The 14,233-nt window shown below is 39.8% G+C and carries 16 protein-coding genes and 2 rRNA genes; 12 read left to right on the forward strand and 6 right to left on the reverse strand.

All coding sequences use genetic code 11. The features are described 5' to 3' along the window. Together V2H41_RS02710 and rrf are read left to right on the forward strand one after the other, a co-directional pair. Window positions 1–93 (forward strand): 23S ribosomal RNA (locus V2H41_RS02710); the annotation flags it as partial. 100 nt (window positions 94–193) lie between these two features. Further along, a 5S ribosomal RNA gene (rrf, locus tag V2H41_RS02715) occupies window positions 194–305 on the forward strand. Window positions 306–459: 154 nt separating this feature from the next. On the opposite strand, the gene V2H41_RS02720 is transcribed toward rrf, so the two are convergent. After that, window positions 460–1,737, reverse strand: a complete 1,278-nt coding sequence (locus V2H41_RS02720) for a CinA family nicotinamide mononucleotide deamidase-related protein (protein WP_330973583.1) — start codon at window positions 1,735–1,737, stop codon at window positions 460–462. An 82-nt stretch (window positions 1,738–1,819) separates the two neighbouring features. Here V2H41_RS02720 and V2H41_RS02725 point away from each other — a divergent pair, with 82 nt between their 5' ends. The 4 genes from V2H41_RS02725 to V2H41_RS02740 are packed head-to-tail and all read left to right on the forward strand — an operon-like array spanning window position 1,820 to window position 5,898. Next, a complete protein-coding gene (locus tag V2H41_RS02725; RefSeq protein ID WP_330973584.1) occupies window positions 1,820–2,698 on the forward strand; it encodes a DUF6528 family protein in 879 nt (292 codons plus the stop codon). Between the two features lie 20 nt (window positions 2,699–2,718). After that, entirely contained in the window at window positions 2,719–4,101 is a 1,383-nt protein-coding gene (gene dacB, locus V2H41_RS02730; RefSeq protein ID WP_330973585.1) for a D-alanyl-D-alanine carboxypeptidase/D-alanyl-D-alanine endopeptidase, read from the forward strand. Window positions 4,102–4,129: 28 nt separating this feature from the next. Beyond that, window positions 4,130–5,125: an L-glyceraldehyde 3-phosphate reductase gene (mgrA, locus tag V2H41_RS02735; protein ID WP_330973586.1), complete on the forward strand. Its 996-nt coding sequence runs from the start codon at window positions 4,130–4,132 to the stop codon at window positions 5,123–5,125. 29 nt (window positions 5,126–5,154) lie between these two features. Continuing rightward, complete coding sequence (locus V2H41_RS02740; protein WP_330973587.1) at window positions 5,155–5,898, forward strand: hypothetical protein; 744 nt, start codon at window positions 5,155–5,157, stop codon at window positions 5,896–5,898. A gap of 59 nt (window positions 5,899–5,957) precedes the next feature. On the opposite strand, the gene V2H41_RS02745 is transcribed toward V2H41_RS02740, so the two are convergent. After that, window positions 5,958–7,286: a 3-keto-disaccharide hydrolase gene (locus V2H41_RS02745; RefSeq protein ID WP_330973588.1), complete on the reverse strand. Its 1,329-nt coding sequence runs from the start codon at window positions 7,284–7,286 to the stop codon at window positions 5,958–5,960. 174 nt (window positions 7,287–7,460) lie between these two features. Here V2H41_RS02745 and V2H41_RS02750 point away from each other — a divergent pair, with 174 nt between their 5' ends. Then, entirely contained in the window at window positions 7,461–8,759 is a 1,299-nt protein-coding gene (locus tag V2H41_RS02750; RefSeq protein ID WP_330973589.1) for a Gfo/Idh/MocA family protein, read from the forward strand. 33 nt (window positions 8,760–8,792) lie between these two features. Further along, entirely contained in the window at window positions 8,793–9,218 is a 426-nt protein-coding gene (locus tag V2H41_RS02755) for a hypothetical protein (RefSeq protein ID WP_330973590.1), read from the forward strand. Window positions 9,219–9,281: 63 nt separating this feature from the next. Here the strand turns inward: V2H41_RS02755 and V2H41_RS02760 are convergent, their stop codons facing one another. Genes V2H41_RS02760 through V2H41_RS02775 form a run of 4 tightly spaced genes read right to left on the reverse strand, consistent with a single transcriptional unit; the run spans window position 9,282 to window position 11,490 of the window. Beyond that, complete coding sequence (locus V2H41_RS02760; protein ID WP_330973591.1) at window positions 9,282–9,659, reverse strand: VOC family protein; 378 nt, start codon at window positions 9,657–9,659, stop codon at window positions 9,282–9,284. A 23-nt stretch (window positions 9,660–9,682) separates the two neighbouring features. Then, a complete protein-coding gene (locus V2H41_RS02765; protein ID WP_330973592.1) occupies window positions 9,683–10,660 on the reverse strand; it encodes a site-2 protease family protein in 978 nt (325 codons plus the stop codon). Next, window positions 10,641–11,072 carry an acyl-CoA thioesterase gene (locus tag V2H41_RS02770; protein ID WP_330973593.1) on the reverse strand — a complete coding sequence of 144 codons (432 nt, stop codon included), beginning with the start codon at window positions 11,070–11,072 and terminating at the stop codon, window positions 10,641–10,643. Before V2H41_RS02770 ends, V2H41_RS02765 begins: the two co-directional genes overlap by 20 nt. 7 nt (window positions 11,073–11,079) lie before the next feature. After that, window positions 11,080–11,490 (reverse strand): DoxX family protein, encoded by a 411-nt coding sequence (locus V2H41_RS02775; protein ID WP_330973594.1) that lies wholly within the window; start codon window positions 11,488–11,490, stop codon window positions 11,080–11,082. A gap of 150 nt (window positions 11,491–11,640) precedes the next feature. Here V2H41_RS02775 and V2H41_RS02780 point away from each other — a divergent pair, with 150 nt between their 5' ends. From V2H41_RS02780 to rplT, 4 genes are all read left to right on the forward strand, one after another. Then, the gene (locus tag V2H41_RS02780; RefSeq protein ID WP_330973595.1) at window positions 11,641–12,288 is read left to right on the forward strand and encodes a hypothetical protein; all 648 of its coding nucleotides are present in this window, start codon (window positions 11,641–11,643) and stop codon (window positions 12,286–12,288) included. A gap of 95 nt (window positions 12,289–12,383) precedes the next feature. Further along, a complete protein-coding gene (locus tag V2H41_RS02785; protein ID WP_330973596.1) occupies window positions 12,384–13,466 on the forward strand; it encodes an acyltransferase family protein in 1,083 nt (360 codons plus the stop codon). Window positions 13,467–13,617: 151 nt separating this feature from the next. After that, window positions 13,618–13,815: a 50S ribosomal protein L35 gene (gene rpmI, locus V2H41_RS02790; protein WP_330973597.1), complete on the forward strand. Its 198-nt coding sequence runs from the start codon at window positions 13,618–13,620 to the stop codon at window positions 13,813–13,815. Window positions 13,816–13,869: 54 nt separating this feature from the next. Then, the gene (gene rplT, locus V2H41_RS02795; protein WP_330973598.1) at window positions 13,870–14,214 is read left to right on the forward strand and encodes a 50S ribosomal protein L20; all 345 of its coding nucleotides are present in this window, start codon (window positions 13,870–13,872) and stop codon (window positions 14,212–14,214) included. Window positions 14,215–14,233 lie beyond the last annotated feature (19 nt).

Raw genomic sequence — 14,233 nt, forward strand, 5'->3', positions numbered from 1 at the left:
GGGCCGTTCGAGACTAGGACGTTGATAGGCTACAGGTGTAAAGGTGGTAACATCAAAGCCGAGTAGTACTAATTGCCCGTAAGCTTTAATTTTATTTAGTTAGGTACTCTTCTTTAAATATTTTTTCAATATGTTATGATATTGATGGTTTTGTTGAGACATACGGTATGTTGATACAAGATCTGTAAGATTTTATGGTGGTTATACTAAGGGTGTTCACCTCTTCCCATTCCGAACAGAGAAGTTAAGCCCCTTAAGGCCGATGGTACTGCACCACAATGCGGGAGAGTAGGTAGCCGCCGTATTTATTGAAAGCCTTCGTTATTACAACGAAGGCTTTTTTATTTTTTCTATCTCTTAAAAAATCTATAATTCAGAGGCAATAAAATTTCACTACTATCTCCTTAAATAAGATAGATGATATCTCTTAGAATGAAAGTGCCCTAATTCCAAGTTTCTTTAACCGTGACTTATAATAAATTTTCGGAGTAGATTTAATGCTTGTAAGGCCGCCGCTTCAATATTACGCTCTCTATCATAACCTAAATTCAACAATTTGCTTATAATTTCATCTTTGTTTCCCGCGGCTATCCATACAGTGCCTACTGGTTTTTCGTCGTTTTCTGTAGGAGGCCCTAAAATGCCCGTTGTGGCTACTGCATAATCGGCATCAAATTGTTTTAAAGCTCCCGCCACCATTTGTCGTGCTGTAGCTTCACTAACTGCGCCTTCTGTCTGGAGTGTTTCATGACTTACACCTAATATTTTCTCTTTAATATCATTGTTGTAAACCACTGCAGCCCCATTAAAATGTGACGACGATTTAGGAACACTAGTGATGAGGTGAGCAATATAACCTCCTGTGCAGCTTTCTGCTGTGGCTAGGGTTTTCTTTTGTTGTTGTAACAGCTTGCCTATAATTATCTGTAACGTATCATCGTTGTTGGCAATAGTGATATCTTCTAGTAAAGTTTGTATTTGCTCATAATAGGGTAAGATTTCCTGCTCCAGTAATTCCTTGTTCAGTCCCTTACCTGTCAATCTTAATTTTACCTGTCCGTATCCCGGTAGATAAGCTAATTTAATATGAGAAGGTAACTGCTTTTCTATGGATGCAATTTTTTCAGCAATTAAAGTTTCTCCCAATCCGAAAGTCGCCAGAACCTTATGTACTACCGCATAGCCCCCGAATGTTTGCAAGATTCTGGGAATAGCTTCGTCTACAAATATCTTTTTCATCTCATAAGGCACACCAGGTAAGGAAATAAAAACGATGGGATCGCCATGGGCATTTTTATCTTCAAACCACATCCCCGAAGCCGAACCATAAGCGTTATGTAGTATGGTACAGTTTTCAGGCAAATCTGCCTGCTTTTTATTCTCCTCAGTGAGATATGCTTTTCTCTTATATACTTTTACATAAAGGTCATGTATATGTTGCAATACGGCTTCGTTTCTTACTAAGCGCGTTTTAAAATAATCACATAAAAGTGGTTTCGTAATGTCATCAGCGGTTGGCCCTAAGCCTCCGGTAAGAATAATAAGTCTAGAATACTTGCGTTCTTCATCTAATGCCTTCCAAATATCATCATATACATCCCCCACTGCCACGCGACGCTTCACCCAAATACCTATCTTATTAAGCTCTTGTCCAAGAAAAGCACTATTGGTGTCGATGGTTTGTCCAATCAATAGCTCATCACCGATAGTAATGATGGAGGCGTTTATTTCATTCATTTTACAGGTAATTGTTTCAATAACAAATATCTTTGAAATAGGGATAACAAAAAATTAAATTACTGTAATAACTTCATTCATTATGAAATTATATTCTCTCCTCAGTTTCTTATTGTTTATCATAGTGTTGCAAGCCTCGGCTCAATACGATATTGTAGTATGCGGCGATGATAAAGTAGTGATACTAGATGGAAAGGAGGCAGAGAAAGGAGATACAGTTATCAAGTGGCGTTGGCAGGTATCCGAAGCTGCTAGTATTCCTCAGCAATACCAGAAATGGTTATTTCCACTAGATGAATGTAAATCGTTGGAGAAGGGTAAAAAATTGTTGCTTACCTCATCTAGCGGAGGTGTAGTATTACTGGACGTAGCCACTAAAAAGATATTATTCTATGCATATGCCCCTATGGCACATTCGGCAGCACCATTACCAGGAAATAAAATAGCTGTTGCGCTTTCAACACATAGAAAAGGCAATAGTATTGAGCTGTATGATGTAAGTGAACCGGAGAAAGTATTGTACAAGGATTCGTTGTATTCAGGCCACGGAGTTGTATGGAATAAAAGGCGTAAGAGGGTATTCGCATTGGGCTTCGATGTCTTAAGATGTTATCAGTTGAAGGATGCGAAAACAATGCATGCAAGCCTTACTTTAGAAAAAAGTTGGAAGCTTCCCAGCGAAGGAGGGCATGATTTGTATGCTATCGACGACAATTTCATGCTAATCACTACACATGATAACGTATATCTTTTTGACATTAAGAAAGAAAAATTCACAGTCTTTGATCTTTTGGCTGATCAACATAACGTGAAATCTGTGAATTACAATAAACGCAAAAAAAGACTTATCTATACACAAGCAGAAAAAAGCTGGTGGGCTTATCATGTGCGGATTAAAAATCCTGATGTTGCAATTCCTCTACCTAATATAAAAGTGTATAAAGCCAGAGTTATAGAGTAAGTACATAAAATAAATATCCAATGAAAAAAAGAAATAGGTTGTTATTGCTATTGCTGATGTTGGGAAATGCTGTGCTGGCACAGGTTTCTACCAAATTAGCAGCAGCTATGGAAGAGTTTAATAAAGACGAACAATTGAAATATGCTACTGCGGCTTTACATGTAGTGGATGCAGTAACAGGCAAAACTGTATATACACATAATGCTTACAAAGGGTTAGCAACGGCCTCAACCCTTAAAGTTATTACTGCAGCTACAGCTTTTGATATTTTAGGAAAGGATTATACTTATCAAACTAAAGTGGGAATTATATCTACTCATAGTGGTCATCATCTTTATATTCAGGCTAGTGGCGACCCCACGTTTGGTAGCTGGCGCTGGAAAGAAACAAAGGATAGTCTTATTCTGGGACGTATTAAAGAGGCAGTAAGGGCATCAGGAGTAAAAAGTTTTGAATCTGTAATGATTAATACTACCGATTGGGAAGCCGATGATGATATCCCGGGCGGCTGGATATGGGAAGATATAGGTCAGTATTATGGTGCCGGTGCACAAGGGTTGAACTGGAGGGAGAATCAGTTTGACGTCATACTGAAATCCGGACCTCGCATCGGAGATGCCGTAACTATAGTAAAAACGATCCCTTATCTGTATGATTATACAATAGTATCTAAAGCCTCTGCCGCAGGCAAGGGTACTGGCGACCGTTCTGCTCTTTATTATCCATCTAAAGGCAAACGCTATAGTGAATTAAGAGGCACGATTCCTCTAGGAGAAAATAATTTTACTGTTTCAGGATCGATATATGATCCTGCAGGGCAGTTTGCAAAAACTGTTATCGATGTAATTAAAGATATTGCAATAGTAAAAAATAATAAGGTGGAAGTAAATATCCCGGAGCAAGAAAATGTGAATTGGATTTATACACATACTTCACCTCAACTATCAGAAATTATTTATTGGTTTTTGAGGAAGAGCATTAATCTGTATGGAGAAGCCCTGCTACGTACTATTGCTTTAAAAGTGAAAGGTAAAGCTAGTACTTCGGAGGGTATTGAGGTGCTACAGCAACATTGGGTCGATAAAGGCATTGATAAAGAAGAATTGCATTTATATGACGGTTCTGGCTTATCCCCACAGAACAGAGTAACGGCTCATGCTGAGGTTATGGTACTGAAATATGCAAAAGAGCGCCCGTGGTTCAAAGAATTCTATGAAGGAATGCCGGTGTATAATGATATGAAAATGAAAAGCGGTACTATCAATCGGGTAAAAGCTTTTGCGGGGTATCACCAATCAAAAGCAGGTAAGGAGTATATTTTTGCCATATTAGTAAATAATTACAGTAAAAGTGCAACTACGTTAGTACGTAAAATGTATAGAGTTTTAGATCATCTGAAGTAATAAAAGCGAAATAATTAAAGAGCTTGTTATGGCAATAAAGTTTTCTCAAAAACGTTACGATAATATGGAATACAGGCGCTGTGGTAGATCCGGCCTGTTACTACCAGCAATCTCATTAGGATTATGGCATAATTTCGGAGATGTGGATGATGTGAAGGTTTATCGTAAAACTTTACATACTGCATTCGACAACGGGATTACACATTTTGATCTAGCCAATAACTATGGGCCTCCTCCTGGAAGTGCCGAAGTGAATTTTGGGAAGATTCTTCACAGTGATTTTAAACATCATCGAGATGAACTAATAATATCAACAAAGGCAGGTTATACTATGTGGCCGGGACCTTACGGGGATTGGGGGTCGAAAAAATATCTGGTGAGCAGTCTGGATCAAAGTCTCAAGCGCATGAAGCTGGATTATGTGGACATCTTTTATCATCATCGGCCAGATCCTCAAACACCGTTAGAAGAAACTATAGGAGCATTGGACCTCATTGTGCGGCAGGGAAAAGCCTTATATGTTGGCTTATCTAATTATAGAGTGCCTGAAGCTAAAAAAGCTATTAACTTATTGCGTAAGATGGGCACTCCTTGTCTTATTCATCAACCTAAATACTCTATGTTTGAGCGTTGGGTAGAAGATGGTCTATTGAGTTTGTTAGAGAAAGAAGGTGTAGGTTGCATTCCCTTTTCTCCATTAGCACAAGGATTGCTTACCAACAAATATTTAAAAGGCATACCTAAAAATTCACGTGCGGCCAAGGCGCATGGCTTCTTAAAAAAAGAAGATATAACTAAAGAACGTCTGCTACAAATTCAAAAACTGAATGAACTAGCACAAAACCGAGGACAGACACTAGCTCAGATGGCTTTAGCATGGTTATTGAAGGATAAACGTGTGACGTCTGTGCTTGTAGGTGCGAGCAGCGCTACTCAGTTAAAAGATTCACTAGGATGTCTTAATAATACACATTTTGAAAAATCAGAACTTGAGCAAATTGAACAGATATTAAAAGAAAGTTGATTATTTTTTTATCATTAAAATGCTTGTATATGAAACTGAAAAACATTTTGGCCATTTTTCTTGTATTAGGAACTGTACTGTTGCTGTCCATGCGCGGACAGGAGGATTACAATAATGAAAAGGCATTACAGGGTGCGTGGAGTTTTACTCAAGATGGTGATAATTATATAATGTTGGTACAGGATGGATACTGTATGTTTACGCAGTACAACCTTGCTAATAAAAAGTTTATTCTCACTACTGGTGGCCCTTATACTATTGAGAACGGGCTGCTGAAGGTACAGGTGCAATTTAACAGCGCCGACAAAAATAGCGCCGGTAAAACTCGCGAGTACACTTTTATTGTTAGGGAAAACGAGTTAATCACAAATACGATGGATGGCAGCATCAGCTTTACTTGGAAGCGAATTGACAGCGGAGATAAGCATTTAGCTGGTAATTGGCGTATTACGCAAAGAAAACAAGGCGATCAGATGGTGGATATTCCTTTGCGAGCTAGAAGAACTTTAAAGTTATTGACCGCGACCCGTTTTCAGTGGGCAGCTATCAATGTTGAAACGGGGGAGTTTTTCGGTACCGGTGGTGGTACTTATAGCTTTCAGGATGGTAAATACACCGAGAATATTGAGTTTTTCTCCAGAGATGATAGCCGCGTTGGAATGTCTTTAACTTTTGACGGCAAACTAGATGACGGTAAGTGGATACACTCCGGAAAAAGTTCCAAGGGCGATCCTATCTATGAAGTATGGGAGCGTTTTCAGGATAAAAAATAAAAATAAGCGGGATGTATCTATGTGATAGATCCCGCTTAAATTTTATACGGAGGAGTGTATTATTTAAGTTCTTGAATTTTCAGACTTCTGAAGGATACATGATCGTTGTGATCTTGTAAAAGAATACGACCTTGAGGTGCTAGTCCAAAATTTTCCCAATCTTTATACTTACTAATTGCGATTAGATCTTTGAATTCCTGGGAACCGCGTGTATAGCTCAATACTTTCCAGCCATTGAGCCAGTGTTCTACCCGGTTGTCAGGAAATACTTTGATCATGCCGAAATTCCATTCGCCTATTTTTTTACGAGCACGTGGCTCACGGTCTGATGCTATTAGATCGTATAATGAAGCTAGTGTTCTATTTCCATTTCTACCCATTTTTGCATCGGGATGTTTTTCGTCATCCAGAATTTGGTATTCCAGTCCTACCGCAGAACCAGGTTTATCTGGTCTTTCAGGAACGAAATATTTTACACCACTGTTAGCTCCATCAGTGAGTTTAAATTCGAATTGTAAGATAAAAGCACTGTACTCTTTTTCGGTGACGATATCTCCACCTCTGCCGCGTGCAAGCACCTCAATCATACCGTCATTAATAGCCCAGCCTCTTTCGGGGAAAGTATTTTTATATGCACCGCGCCATCCTGTAGATGATTTTCCATCGAAAAGAAGTTCAATGCCATATTGTTTTTCTGCATCGGACAAATTATTGGGTATCGTGTTTCTAACAAATACGCCCTGTAGTGGCTCCGGTTTCAGCGCGGTAGTTTTAATTCGGATATTGCGCCAGCTAATCTGTCTTCCTTCATCTTTTTTATTGTTGATAGAGTGTACCTGTAGGGCTATAAAACCCTTGGAAATGGCATCGTCAATCAAATGTGCCACTGGTATACCGTTCAGCCAGGTGCGAATGGAGTTTCCAATGCATTCGATCTTCCCACGGTTCCATTGGCCTTGTTTAAATGCTGTTTTGGCCGAAGGATTAAGTTCTACAGGATAAAGCCAGCCTCGTCCGGCTTCGTCATAAATGCCACCTGACCAAGCACGTGCCGAAGGATCGATTTCAAACTGATATCCATGTACTCGCCCATTTTTAAAATCGGCTTTACTCAGACTGCGGAACTGGACGCCTGAGTTCATAGTGCTGTCTACCTTGAATTCAAATTCCAAAACAAAATTGTCGTACTCCTTTTCGGTAACCAGAAAAGAGTTGGGTTCACCGTATACGGTAGTACCTACAATGGTACCGTTCTTTACTTCATACTTGGCTTTTCCGTTCAGCTGTTTCCAGCCTGTTAAATTTTTACCGTTGAATAAACTTTTCCATTGGGCCATAGTCATGGTAGAGGTTACCATGAGCGCAATCGCAAACAATACTTTTTTCATTGGTTTATGTGATATTTTTATTTTTATGATTATATTGTGACGTTAGAAATGTGCGATTCTTGCCAAAAGATTATAAAAAAAATGGTAGAAGACCAATAACACGTCTTAGAATAGCCAAATGTATTGAATTTTAAGCCATAATTATTTTATAGATCATTTTTAAATTAAGAGCAAATGAATACACGCCGCGAATTCATCAAAAGAGCCACAGTATTAGGTGCAGGAGCTTTTCTTTCTGCGGATTTACTTGCAATGAAAAGAAATATTTCTTCTAACGATAAAATAGGCCTTGGAGTTATAGGATGCAGAGGACAGGGGTGGAGCAATCTCAACGCACTTTTGAAAGTTCCTGAGGTGGAGTGCGTTGCATTGTGTGATATTGACGAAAATGTATTGAGCAAACGCAAAGAAGAATTAAGTAAGCTGAACATTAAGCCTCGCATATACTCCGATTACCGAAAGATGCTGGCTGATAAAGATGTGGATATTGTGGTTGTTGCAACACCCGATCACTGGCACTGCCTGCAATTGATCGATGCCTGCTCTGCAGGAAAGGATGTTTTCTGTGAGAAGCCCGTAGCTAATTCCATTTATGAAGCACAATTGATGAACAAAGCTGTACAACGCTATGGACGTGTAGTGCAGGTTGCTCAATGGCAACGCAGTCAACAACATTTTAATGACGCCATAGCCTTTGTTCATTCTGGAAAATTAGGGAAAATTAGTGCTGCCAAAGCTTGGATGTACCGTACGGGTACTCAACCGCTGCCTGTAGTGCCCAATTCTCCGGTTCCTGCAGGGGTAAATTATGACATGTGGTTGGGCCCCGCCCGAAAGCGTCCGTTTAATAAGAATCATTTTCATTATGAGTTCAGATGGTTTTGGGATTATGCTGGCGGCCTGATGACAGACTGGGGCGTCCACCTGATTGATATGGTATTATTAGGTATGAAAGCCGGTATTCCAAAATCTGTAATGGCTACCGGTGGTAAATACGTTTTCCCAAATGATGCCCGTGAAACACCGGATATCCAAACAGCACTGTATGATTTTGGCGATTTTCAGATGAGCTGGGAGCATAATATGGCTACTGGAGTAGGGTTGTACGGAATGCAGCACGGTATAGCTTTTATAGGAGAGAATGGTACGTTGCTATTGAGTAGAGCTGGTTGGGAAGTAAGACCCGATAGAGATAAAATTGAAGCAGTACCTTGGACAAAGGCCTCCGATAATGGCTTGCAAAAACATGCTGCCAACTTTATCGATGTGGTAAAGTCAAGAAAAAAAGAAGATTTGAACTGTCCTTTTGAAGCCGGAGCTAAAGTAGCTATTGTTAGTCACTTTGGAAATATCGCCGTTCGCACTGGCGAAAAAATTTACTGGAATGAAGCGCAGAACAAGTTCAATGTTGAGAAAGCTACCCAGCTTGTAAAGCCGATCTACCACAATGGTTGGAAACTGCCTGTTGTATAATTTCTGTTATGAATAATAACAAATAGCAGTTATATGAAAAGTTATTTGCTAATGGCAATATGTATTGTTGCTATTGCCTGCTCCCGTAAGGCAATACCTGTGGGTGAAGAAGGCGGTAGCAACTTTGTTTTGAAGGTAAATGAAAAGATTACCGTGAGCAATGCTACTATTACTCTTAAGGAAATACGCGAAAGTCGTTGTCCTAAAGGTGTTCAGTGTATAAGAGGAGGCGAGGCGGTAGCTGTCCTGCATGTAGATATTAGCAACAAGAGTGAGCGAAATGTACAGTTGTGTACCGGGGTAGATTGTCAAAGGTTAGGGATGAGTGAAACATATTTGCTATCAGCTGAGGGTTCCAAATATCTATTTACTCTTGATAGTATCACCCCCTATCCGACCTCTGGAGTAAAAGATGTTGACAAAAAAGTGCATTTTACTGTTTCAGTGTCCCGAAGGTAGCGTTTGATTATATACCTATCTTTTAATAGCGAAAATCACGAGACGACTTCCTTTAGAGGGGAGTTATTTCATGCTGGTAATCCACCATACATTGCCAAATGGATCCTGTACCCCACAACTGCGACCATAGTCCTGATCTGCTAGCTCATTGATAACCGTAGCTCCGTTTTCTATTGCTTTCTGAAATGTTTCATCCGCATTTTCTACGTATACGAATAGGTTGGCATTGGCTACTTCGTAAAATTCGGTTACATCGGCAAACATAATATTGCAACCGTTGATTCGCACTTCGGCATGCATGATAATCTGATTATCGTTATCTCTGTAGCTTTTGAATACTTCCTCAGCATTAAATACATGCTTGGTGAAATCGATAAAGCTGTGGGCGTTTTTCAGGATTAAATAGGGCATTAGCGGCTGATGACCTTTGGGAATTTTCATAATATGCATTTTAAGTATGAGAATTATGGGGTGAGATATTTTAAAAGTAAGAAATCGATATCGAACAACCAAGGCAGACTAAGCAGTACAAGCCACACAATAGCCAATACAATTTTCCCTTTGGCCGAAACATCCAGCAGTAAATTTTTTTGTAATACTGCTTTTACTAATTGTACAATACGGCTTTCATTTGTATCATAAACATATGGAGGCCCAGTTTTTACATGATGTAGGTAAGGAATATGTTGAATTAATATAGCCCGCAATTTCCAATATGCTTCATTGCTAAGAGCTTCATAAGTGGTGTTGACGTCAATGCCAGAAGCTTCAATGGCTTTTTCCAGCTTTACATTACTTCGGTCATTGATGAAGCGATAAATCAGTAAAGCCGGAATGATTAATAATGGGTAAAAATGCGTGCTTGTACTAATCCATATTGTTGCAATGATAGAAAGCAACATGGAAATATGGATGAATCGTTCTTCTTCATCTAGAAAGATACGATGTAATAACTGGCCGCCATCTAGCGGATAGAGGGGGAGTAAATTGAGTAGATTGGCCCATATTAATAGTTGTGCAATAAATCCCAATGGAATGGCTCCCACATAAATGTTTTTGCTGCCATCCAGCCAGTGTAGCAACAATCCCAGTAATATCCCCGGTACGGGGCCGGCCAAGAGGATGATGATGCTTTGTCGTTGACTAATTTCGTTTTTATTGCCTTGAACCCATGCGCCGATAAAAGGAAGAAACAGAATGCCGATATCCGTATAATGATAATAACGCATTGCAAAAAAATGGCCCAGTTCATGAAGCAGTACAATGCCGAAGATTAGTAATAATAAGTCCCATCTTCTCAAAAGCATATAACCCAGCCCCAGATATAACACAATGCTATAAATCCCTTTATACCATAAAGGCGATGCGGCCTCACCTGTATCAGGATGCTTCGGAGGATATACGTTCTCGATTTCGTAGAGATTATGCGCCGTGTGCGACATCGTCGTTGAAGAAGGGTTTTAGCTTTTCATATAAGGCCTCAGGCATTTTGGCACGCTGTTTATTTTGTGCATTCATAAAAAACAATATTACTCTTCCGCTGGCCAACAATTCATTGCCTTCATTATATATCTCCTGTAGAAATGTGATTTTATGATGTTGGGGCAGTTCCTGCAGAATAACCTTCACGGTAATAAGCTCATCATACAGTGCGGGACGTAGATATTTGCACTGCACTTCTACAACCGGCATGATGATGCCCGACTTTTCCATATCGGCATAAGAAAAGCCAAGGCTTCTGAGCCACTCGCCACGGGCTGCTTCAAAGTATTGGAAATAATTGCCATGATACACCACTCCCATCTGGTCGGTTTCGGCATAACGTACTCTTATTTTGGTTTCATGACTATACATATGATGATTATTTGCCTATTTTTTTGTCAAGACTAAATTTACCTGGCCCCATCAAAAACAATACTACAAATATTGTGAGAAAAATGCCTGCAGACTCTCCTTCACCATATAGATCTCCACTATGTGCGAAGAATAAAGCCACAGTCATGGCCACAATCAATGGTAGTGATGCTATACGGGTCAACAACCCGATAATGATAAGGCCGGCACAAAAAACTTCTGCAAATATGGTAAGTCCCAAGGAAGCTTTGGCGCCAATATGAAAAGGGTCTGCAAAACCTTTAGCAACGATATTGTTAAAATTGGAAAGTTTTCTCAATCCGTGATTCATAAGCATTGTGGAGCCTGCTACTACACGTAATAACAATAAACTTATGCTTACAGAGGGTTCAGAATACTTACTGGTCATTAGTTTCATATAAGAGGATTTTAAACTGGACAAACTTAGGAAATTAGTATCATGTAGCGCCCCGCTAAGTGTATAATTAGTCTTAGTGCTACTAAAGGAAAAATGTAAATAATCGAATGGTTCTCCCGTGAATTACTATATTCGTTACAAATTTTGGATATGTTTGATGCATTGACAAGATACTTATTTGAGTATAAGCGCCTGACAATTCCACAAATAGGTGTTTTTGAATTGCAGTCTGCAGGAGCTAATGCCAATCGTGCAGAACAAACACTGTTGCCTCCGGGGTGGTCGGTAGTTTTTATTGCAGCATCTGATGTGGTTATTGAGGAGCCGGATGCATTTTATAACTGGCTAGCCCAAAACCAGCATATATCGAGGGAGCAGGCAGTAGCAGATTTTGAAAGTTTTGTTCAGGCAATGAACGAGAAGCTGGATAGCGGTGAAAAAATCTCGTGGAATGGGGTAGGACAGCTGGTTAAAGAAGAAGGCAAAGTAGTGTTTATAGCAGAACAGGAAAAACTCTCCCCTTTCACGCAGGTTACTGCCAGAAAAGTCATCAGAAAAAATACCAACTTTGCCACTATTGTAGGCGATAGAGAAACCACCTCCGCCGAAATGCGTGAAGAGCTTTTTCAAAGGCAAAATCCTACACGCAATAGAAATAGAGCATTATGGATATTATTTACGGTTGCAGTAATTGCTGCGGCCTGGTATTTTTCTCAGTATGGTTGTAATCCTCAGGGTACAGGAAATAAACAAAAGGTAAAAGCTACTGTTCCGGCAGAAACTTATAGCATACAATAATCTTCCTATATCCTATAGAGCTCTGCATCATTTATAAGTTGTTACAACCTGAGTTTGTTACTATTCCATTGTACACACATTAATTACTTTATAAGGTGTCTCAGAAATCATTAGCGGGAACTCCCCATTACGAAATATTAGATGGGCTGCGAGGTATTGCAGCTATTATGGTAGTAGTGTTTCATTGTTATGAAATTCTGATACCTGATTTCAATGAAAGTCCGGTAGCACATGGGTATCTTGCCGTAGACTTTTTCTTTTGTTTATCGGGGTTTGTAATTGCCTATGCGTATGATAGCAGAATACATAGGATTGGTAAAAAGAGATTTTTCATTAATCGCCTGATTCGGTTGCATCCCTTAGTGGTGTTGGGGACCATAGTAGGATTATTGGGATTATTATTGGATCCTTTGGCCTCTACAAGTGCGGTAGAAGAGTTTGGGTGGGGAAAGATTGCAGTGGCCACAATTTGCTCCGTACTGATGATCCCTTATCCCTACTTAGGGCGTTATGGAAATGTATTTCCGTTAAATGCACCTGCATGGTCTTTAGGGCTGGAATACGTTATTAATATTTTCTATGCTTTGGTATTGGTACACATCAATAAGAAACTGCTGACTGTGTTGCTGGCAATTGCTGCTGTATCCCTTGTATGGGTAACTTGGCAGGCCGGAAACGTTTGTGTAGGCTGGAGTGGAGAAAACTATTGGGAGGGCTATGCACGCGTGAGTTGCTGTTTTTTAGCGGGCGTGGCGGTGTACCGCTTTGGGTGGGTGATACCTAACAAACTGCATTTTATAATTTACGCTGCATTATTGATGGGGGTTTTCTTTTTCCCGCATCGAGACAACGATATTCTGGCAGAAATGCTATTTGTGATATTATTGTTTCCGTTGATTATTGCCTTTGGGGCCGGAACGGTGGCCACAGGCTGGGTGAGTAAATTGTGTGCTTTCTTAGGCGATATTTCGTATCCGCTATATATGTTGCATTACTGGATGATATGGATTTTGGGCAATTATGCGGCTACAAATCCCGGGCAGCAATCGTTGTATATTTATTCAGGAGTTATCCTAGTGGCATCGGTGGTATTAGCCTGGGCAGCCCTGAAATTTATAGACGAGCCAGTTCGTAAATGGTTGACAATCAATTTTAAATCTCGTTCTGAAAGCCAATAGTGCCCTTGGGCAAAAATCTCAGTTTTGAATCATAAAAACTTCCTACCTTTGCACTCCTTTAAATGGCGAATATTTGCCTGAAGAGGCTCGAAAAGAGTCCCGCCGGTGCGGGAACGCCTCAAGGGTGTAACAATAAAATCGATTATTTACCATGCCTAAGGTAAAAACAAACTCTAGCGCAAAAAAGCGTTTTAAAGTAACGGCAACCGGCAAGATTACTCACCAAAAGAGTTTCAGACGTCACCTTCTCACTAAAAAATCTACTAAGCGTAAACGCGGTATGCGTATTGACGGGGTAGTTGCAAAACCCAATGTAGATTTCGTAAAACGTCTGCTGAGACTGAAATAATTTCGAGTCTCTTATTTTCAATCCAAAAATTTCACATTTAAAACTCTTTAAGACATGCCACGTTCAGTAAATGCAGTTGCTTCTAGAGCACGCAGAAAAAGAATATTAAAACAAGCTAAAGGTTTTTACGGAAAACGTAAAAATGTATATACCGTTGCTAAAAACGTTGTTGAGAAAGGTATGACCTACATGTATGTGGGTCGTAAACTAAAGAAAAGAGAATACCGCACTTTGTGGATTGCTCGTATCAATGCAGCCGTACGCGAAGAAGGACTTACTTACTCTCAGTTTATCAACAAGCTGCAAGCTAAAGGAATCGGATTGGATAGAAAAGTGCTCGCTGATTTAGCGATGAATAATCCGGAAGCCTTCAAAGCTTTGGTAAACTCAGTTAAATAGTGAACGCTATTTGTAACAA

Origin of the sequence: Niabella digestorum (genome assembly GCF_036409055.1) — a bacterium.
Taxonomy (GTDB): Bacteria; Bacteroidota; Bacteroidia; order Chitinophagales; family Chitinophagaceae; genus Niabella; species Niabella composti.

Excerpts from the sequence above, each read along its gene's own strand:
- V2H41_RS02780 (WP_330973595.1), top strand. The coding sequence starts at position 11,641 with ATGTTTGATGCATTGACAAGATACTTATTTGAGTATAAGCGCCTGACA.
- V2H41_RS02760 (WP_330973591.1), bottom strand. The coding sequence starts at position 9,659 with ATGAAAATTCCCAAAGGTCATCAGCCGCTAATGCCCTATTTAATCCTG.
- mgrA (WP_330973586.1), top strand. The coding sequence starts at position 4,130 with ATGGCAATAAAGTTTTCTCAAAAACGTTACGATAATATGGAATACAGG.
- V2H41_RS02725 (WP_330973584.1), top strand. The coding sequence starts at position 1,820 with ATGAAATTATATTCTCTCCTCAGTTTCTTATTGTTTATCATAGTGTTG.
- V2H41_RS02745 (WP_330973588.1), bottom strand. The coding sequence starts at position 7,286 with ATGAAAAAAGTATTGTTTGCGATTGCGCTCATGGTAACCTCTACCATG.
- V2H41_RS02720 (WP_330973583.1), bottom strand. The coding sequence starts at position 1,737 with ATGAATGAAATAAACGCCTCCATCATTACTATCGGTGATGAGCTATTG.
- V2H41_RS02775 (WP_330973594.1), bottom strand. The coding sequence starts at position 11,490 with ATGAAACTAATGACCAGTAAGTATTCTGAACCCTCTGTAAGCATAAGT.
- V2H41_RS02770 (WP_330973593.1), bottom strand. The coding sequence starts at position 11,072 with ATGTATAGTCATGAAACCAAAATAAGAGTACGTTATGCCGAAACCGAC.
- V2H41_RS02755 (WP_330973590.1), top strand. The coding sequence starts at position 8,793 with ATGAAAAGTTATTTGCTAATGGCAATATGTATTGTTGCTATTGCCTGC.
- rpmI (WP_330973597.1), top strand. The coding sequence starts at position 13,618 with ATGCCTAAGGTAAAAACAAACTCTAGCGCAAAAAAGCGTTTTAAAGTA.
- V2H41_RS02740 (WP_330973587.1), top strand. The coding sequence starts at position 5,155 with ATGAAACTGAAAAACATTTTGGCCATTTTTCTTGTATTAGGAACTGTA.
- rplT (WP_330973598.1), top strand. The coding sequence starts at position 13,870 with ATGCCACGTTCAGTAAATGCAGTTGCTTCTAGAGCACGCAGAAAAAGA.
- V2H41_RS02765 (WP_330973592.1), bottom strand. The coding sequence starts at position 10,660 with ATGTCGCACACGGCGCATAATCTCTACGAAATCGAGAACGTATATCCT.
- V2H41_RS02750 (WP_330973589.1), top strand. The coding sequence starts at position 7,461 with ATGAATACACGCCGCGAATTCATCAAAAGAGCCACAGTATTAGGTGCA.
- dacB (WP_330973585.1), top strand. The coding sequence starts at position 2,719 with ATGAAAAAAAGAAATAGGTTGTTATTGCTATTGCTGATGTTGGGAAAT.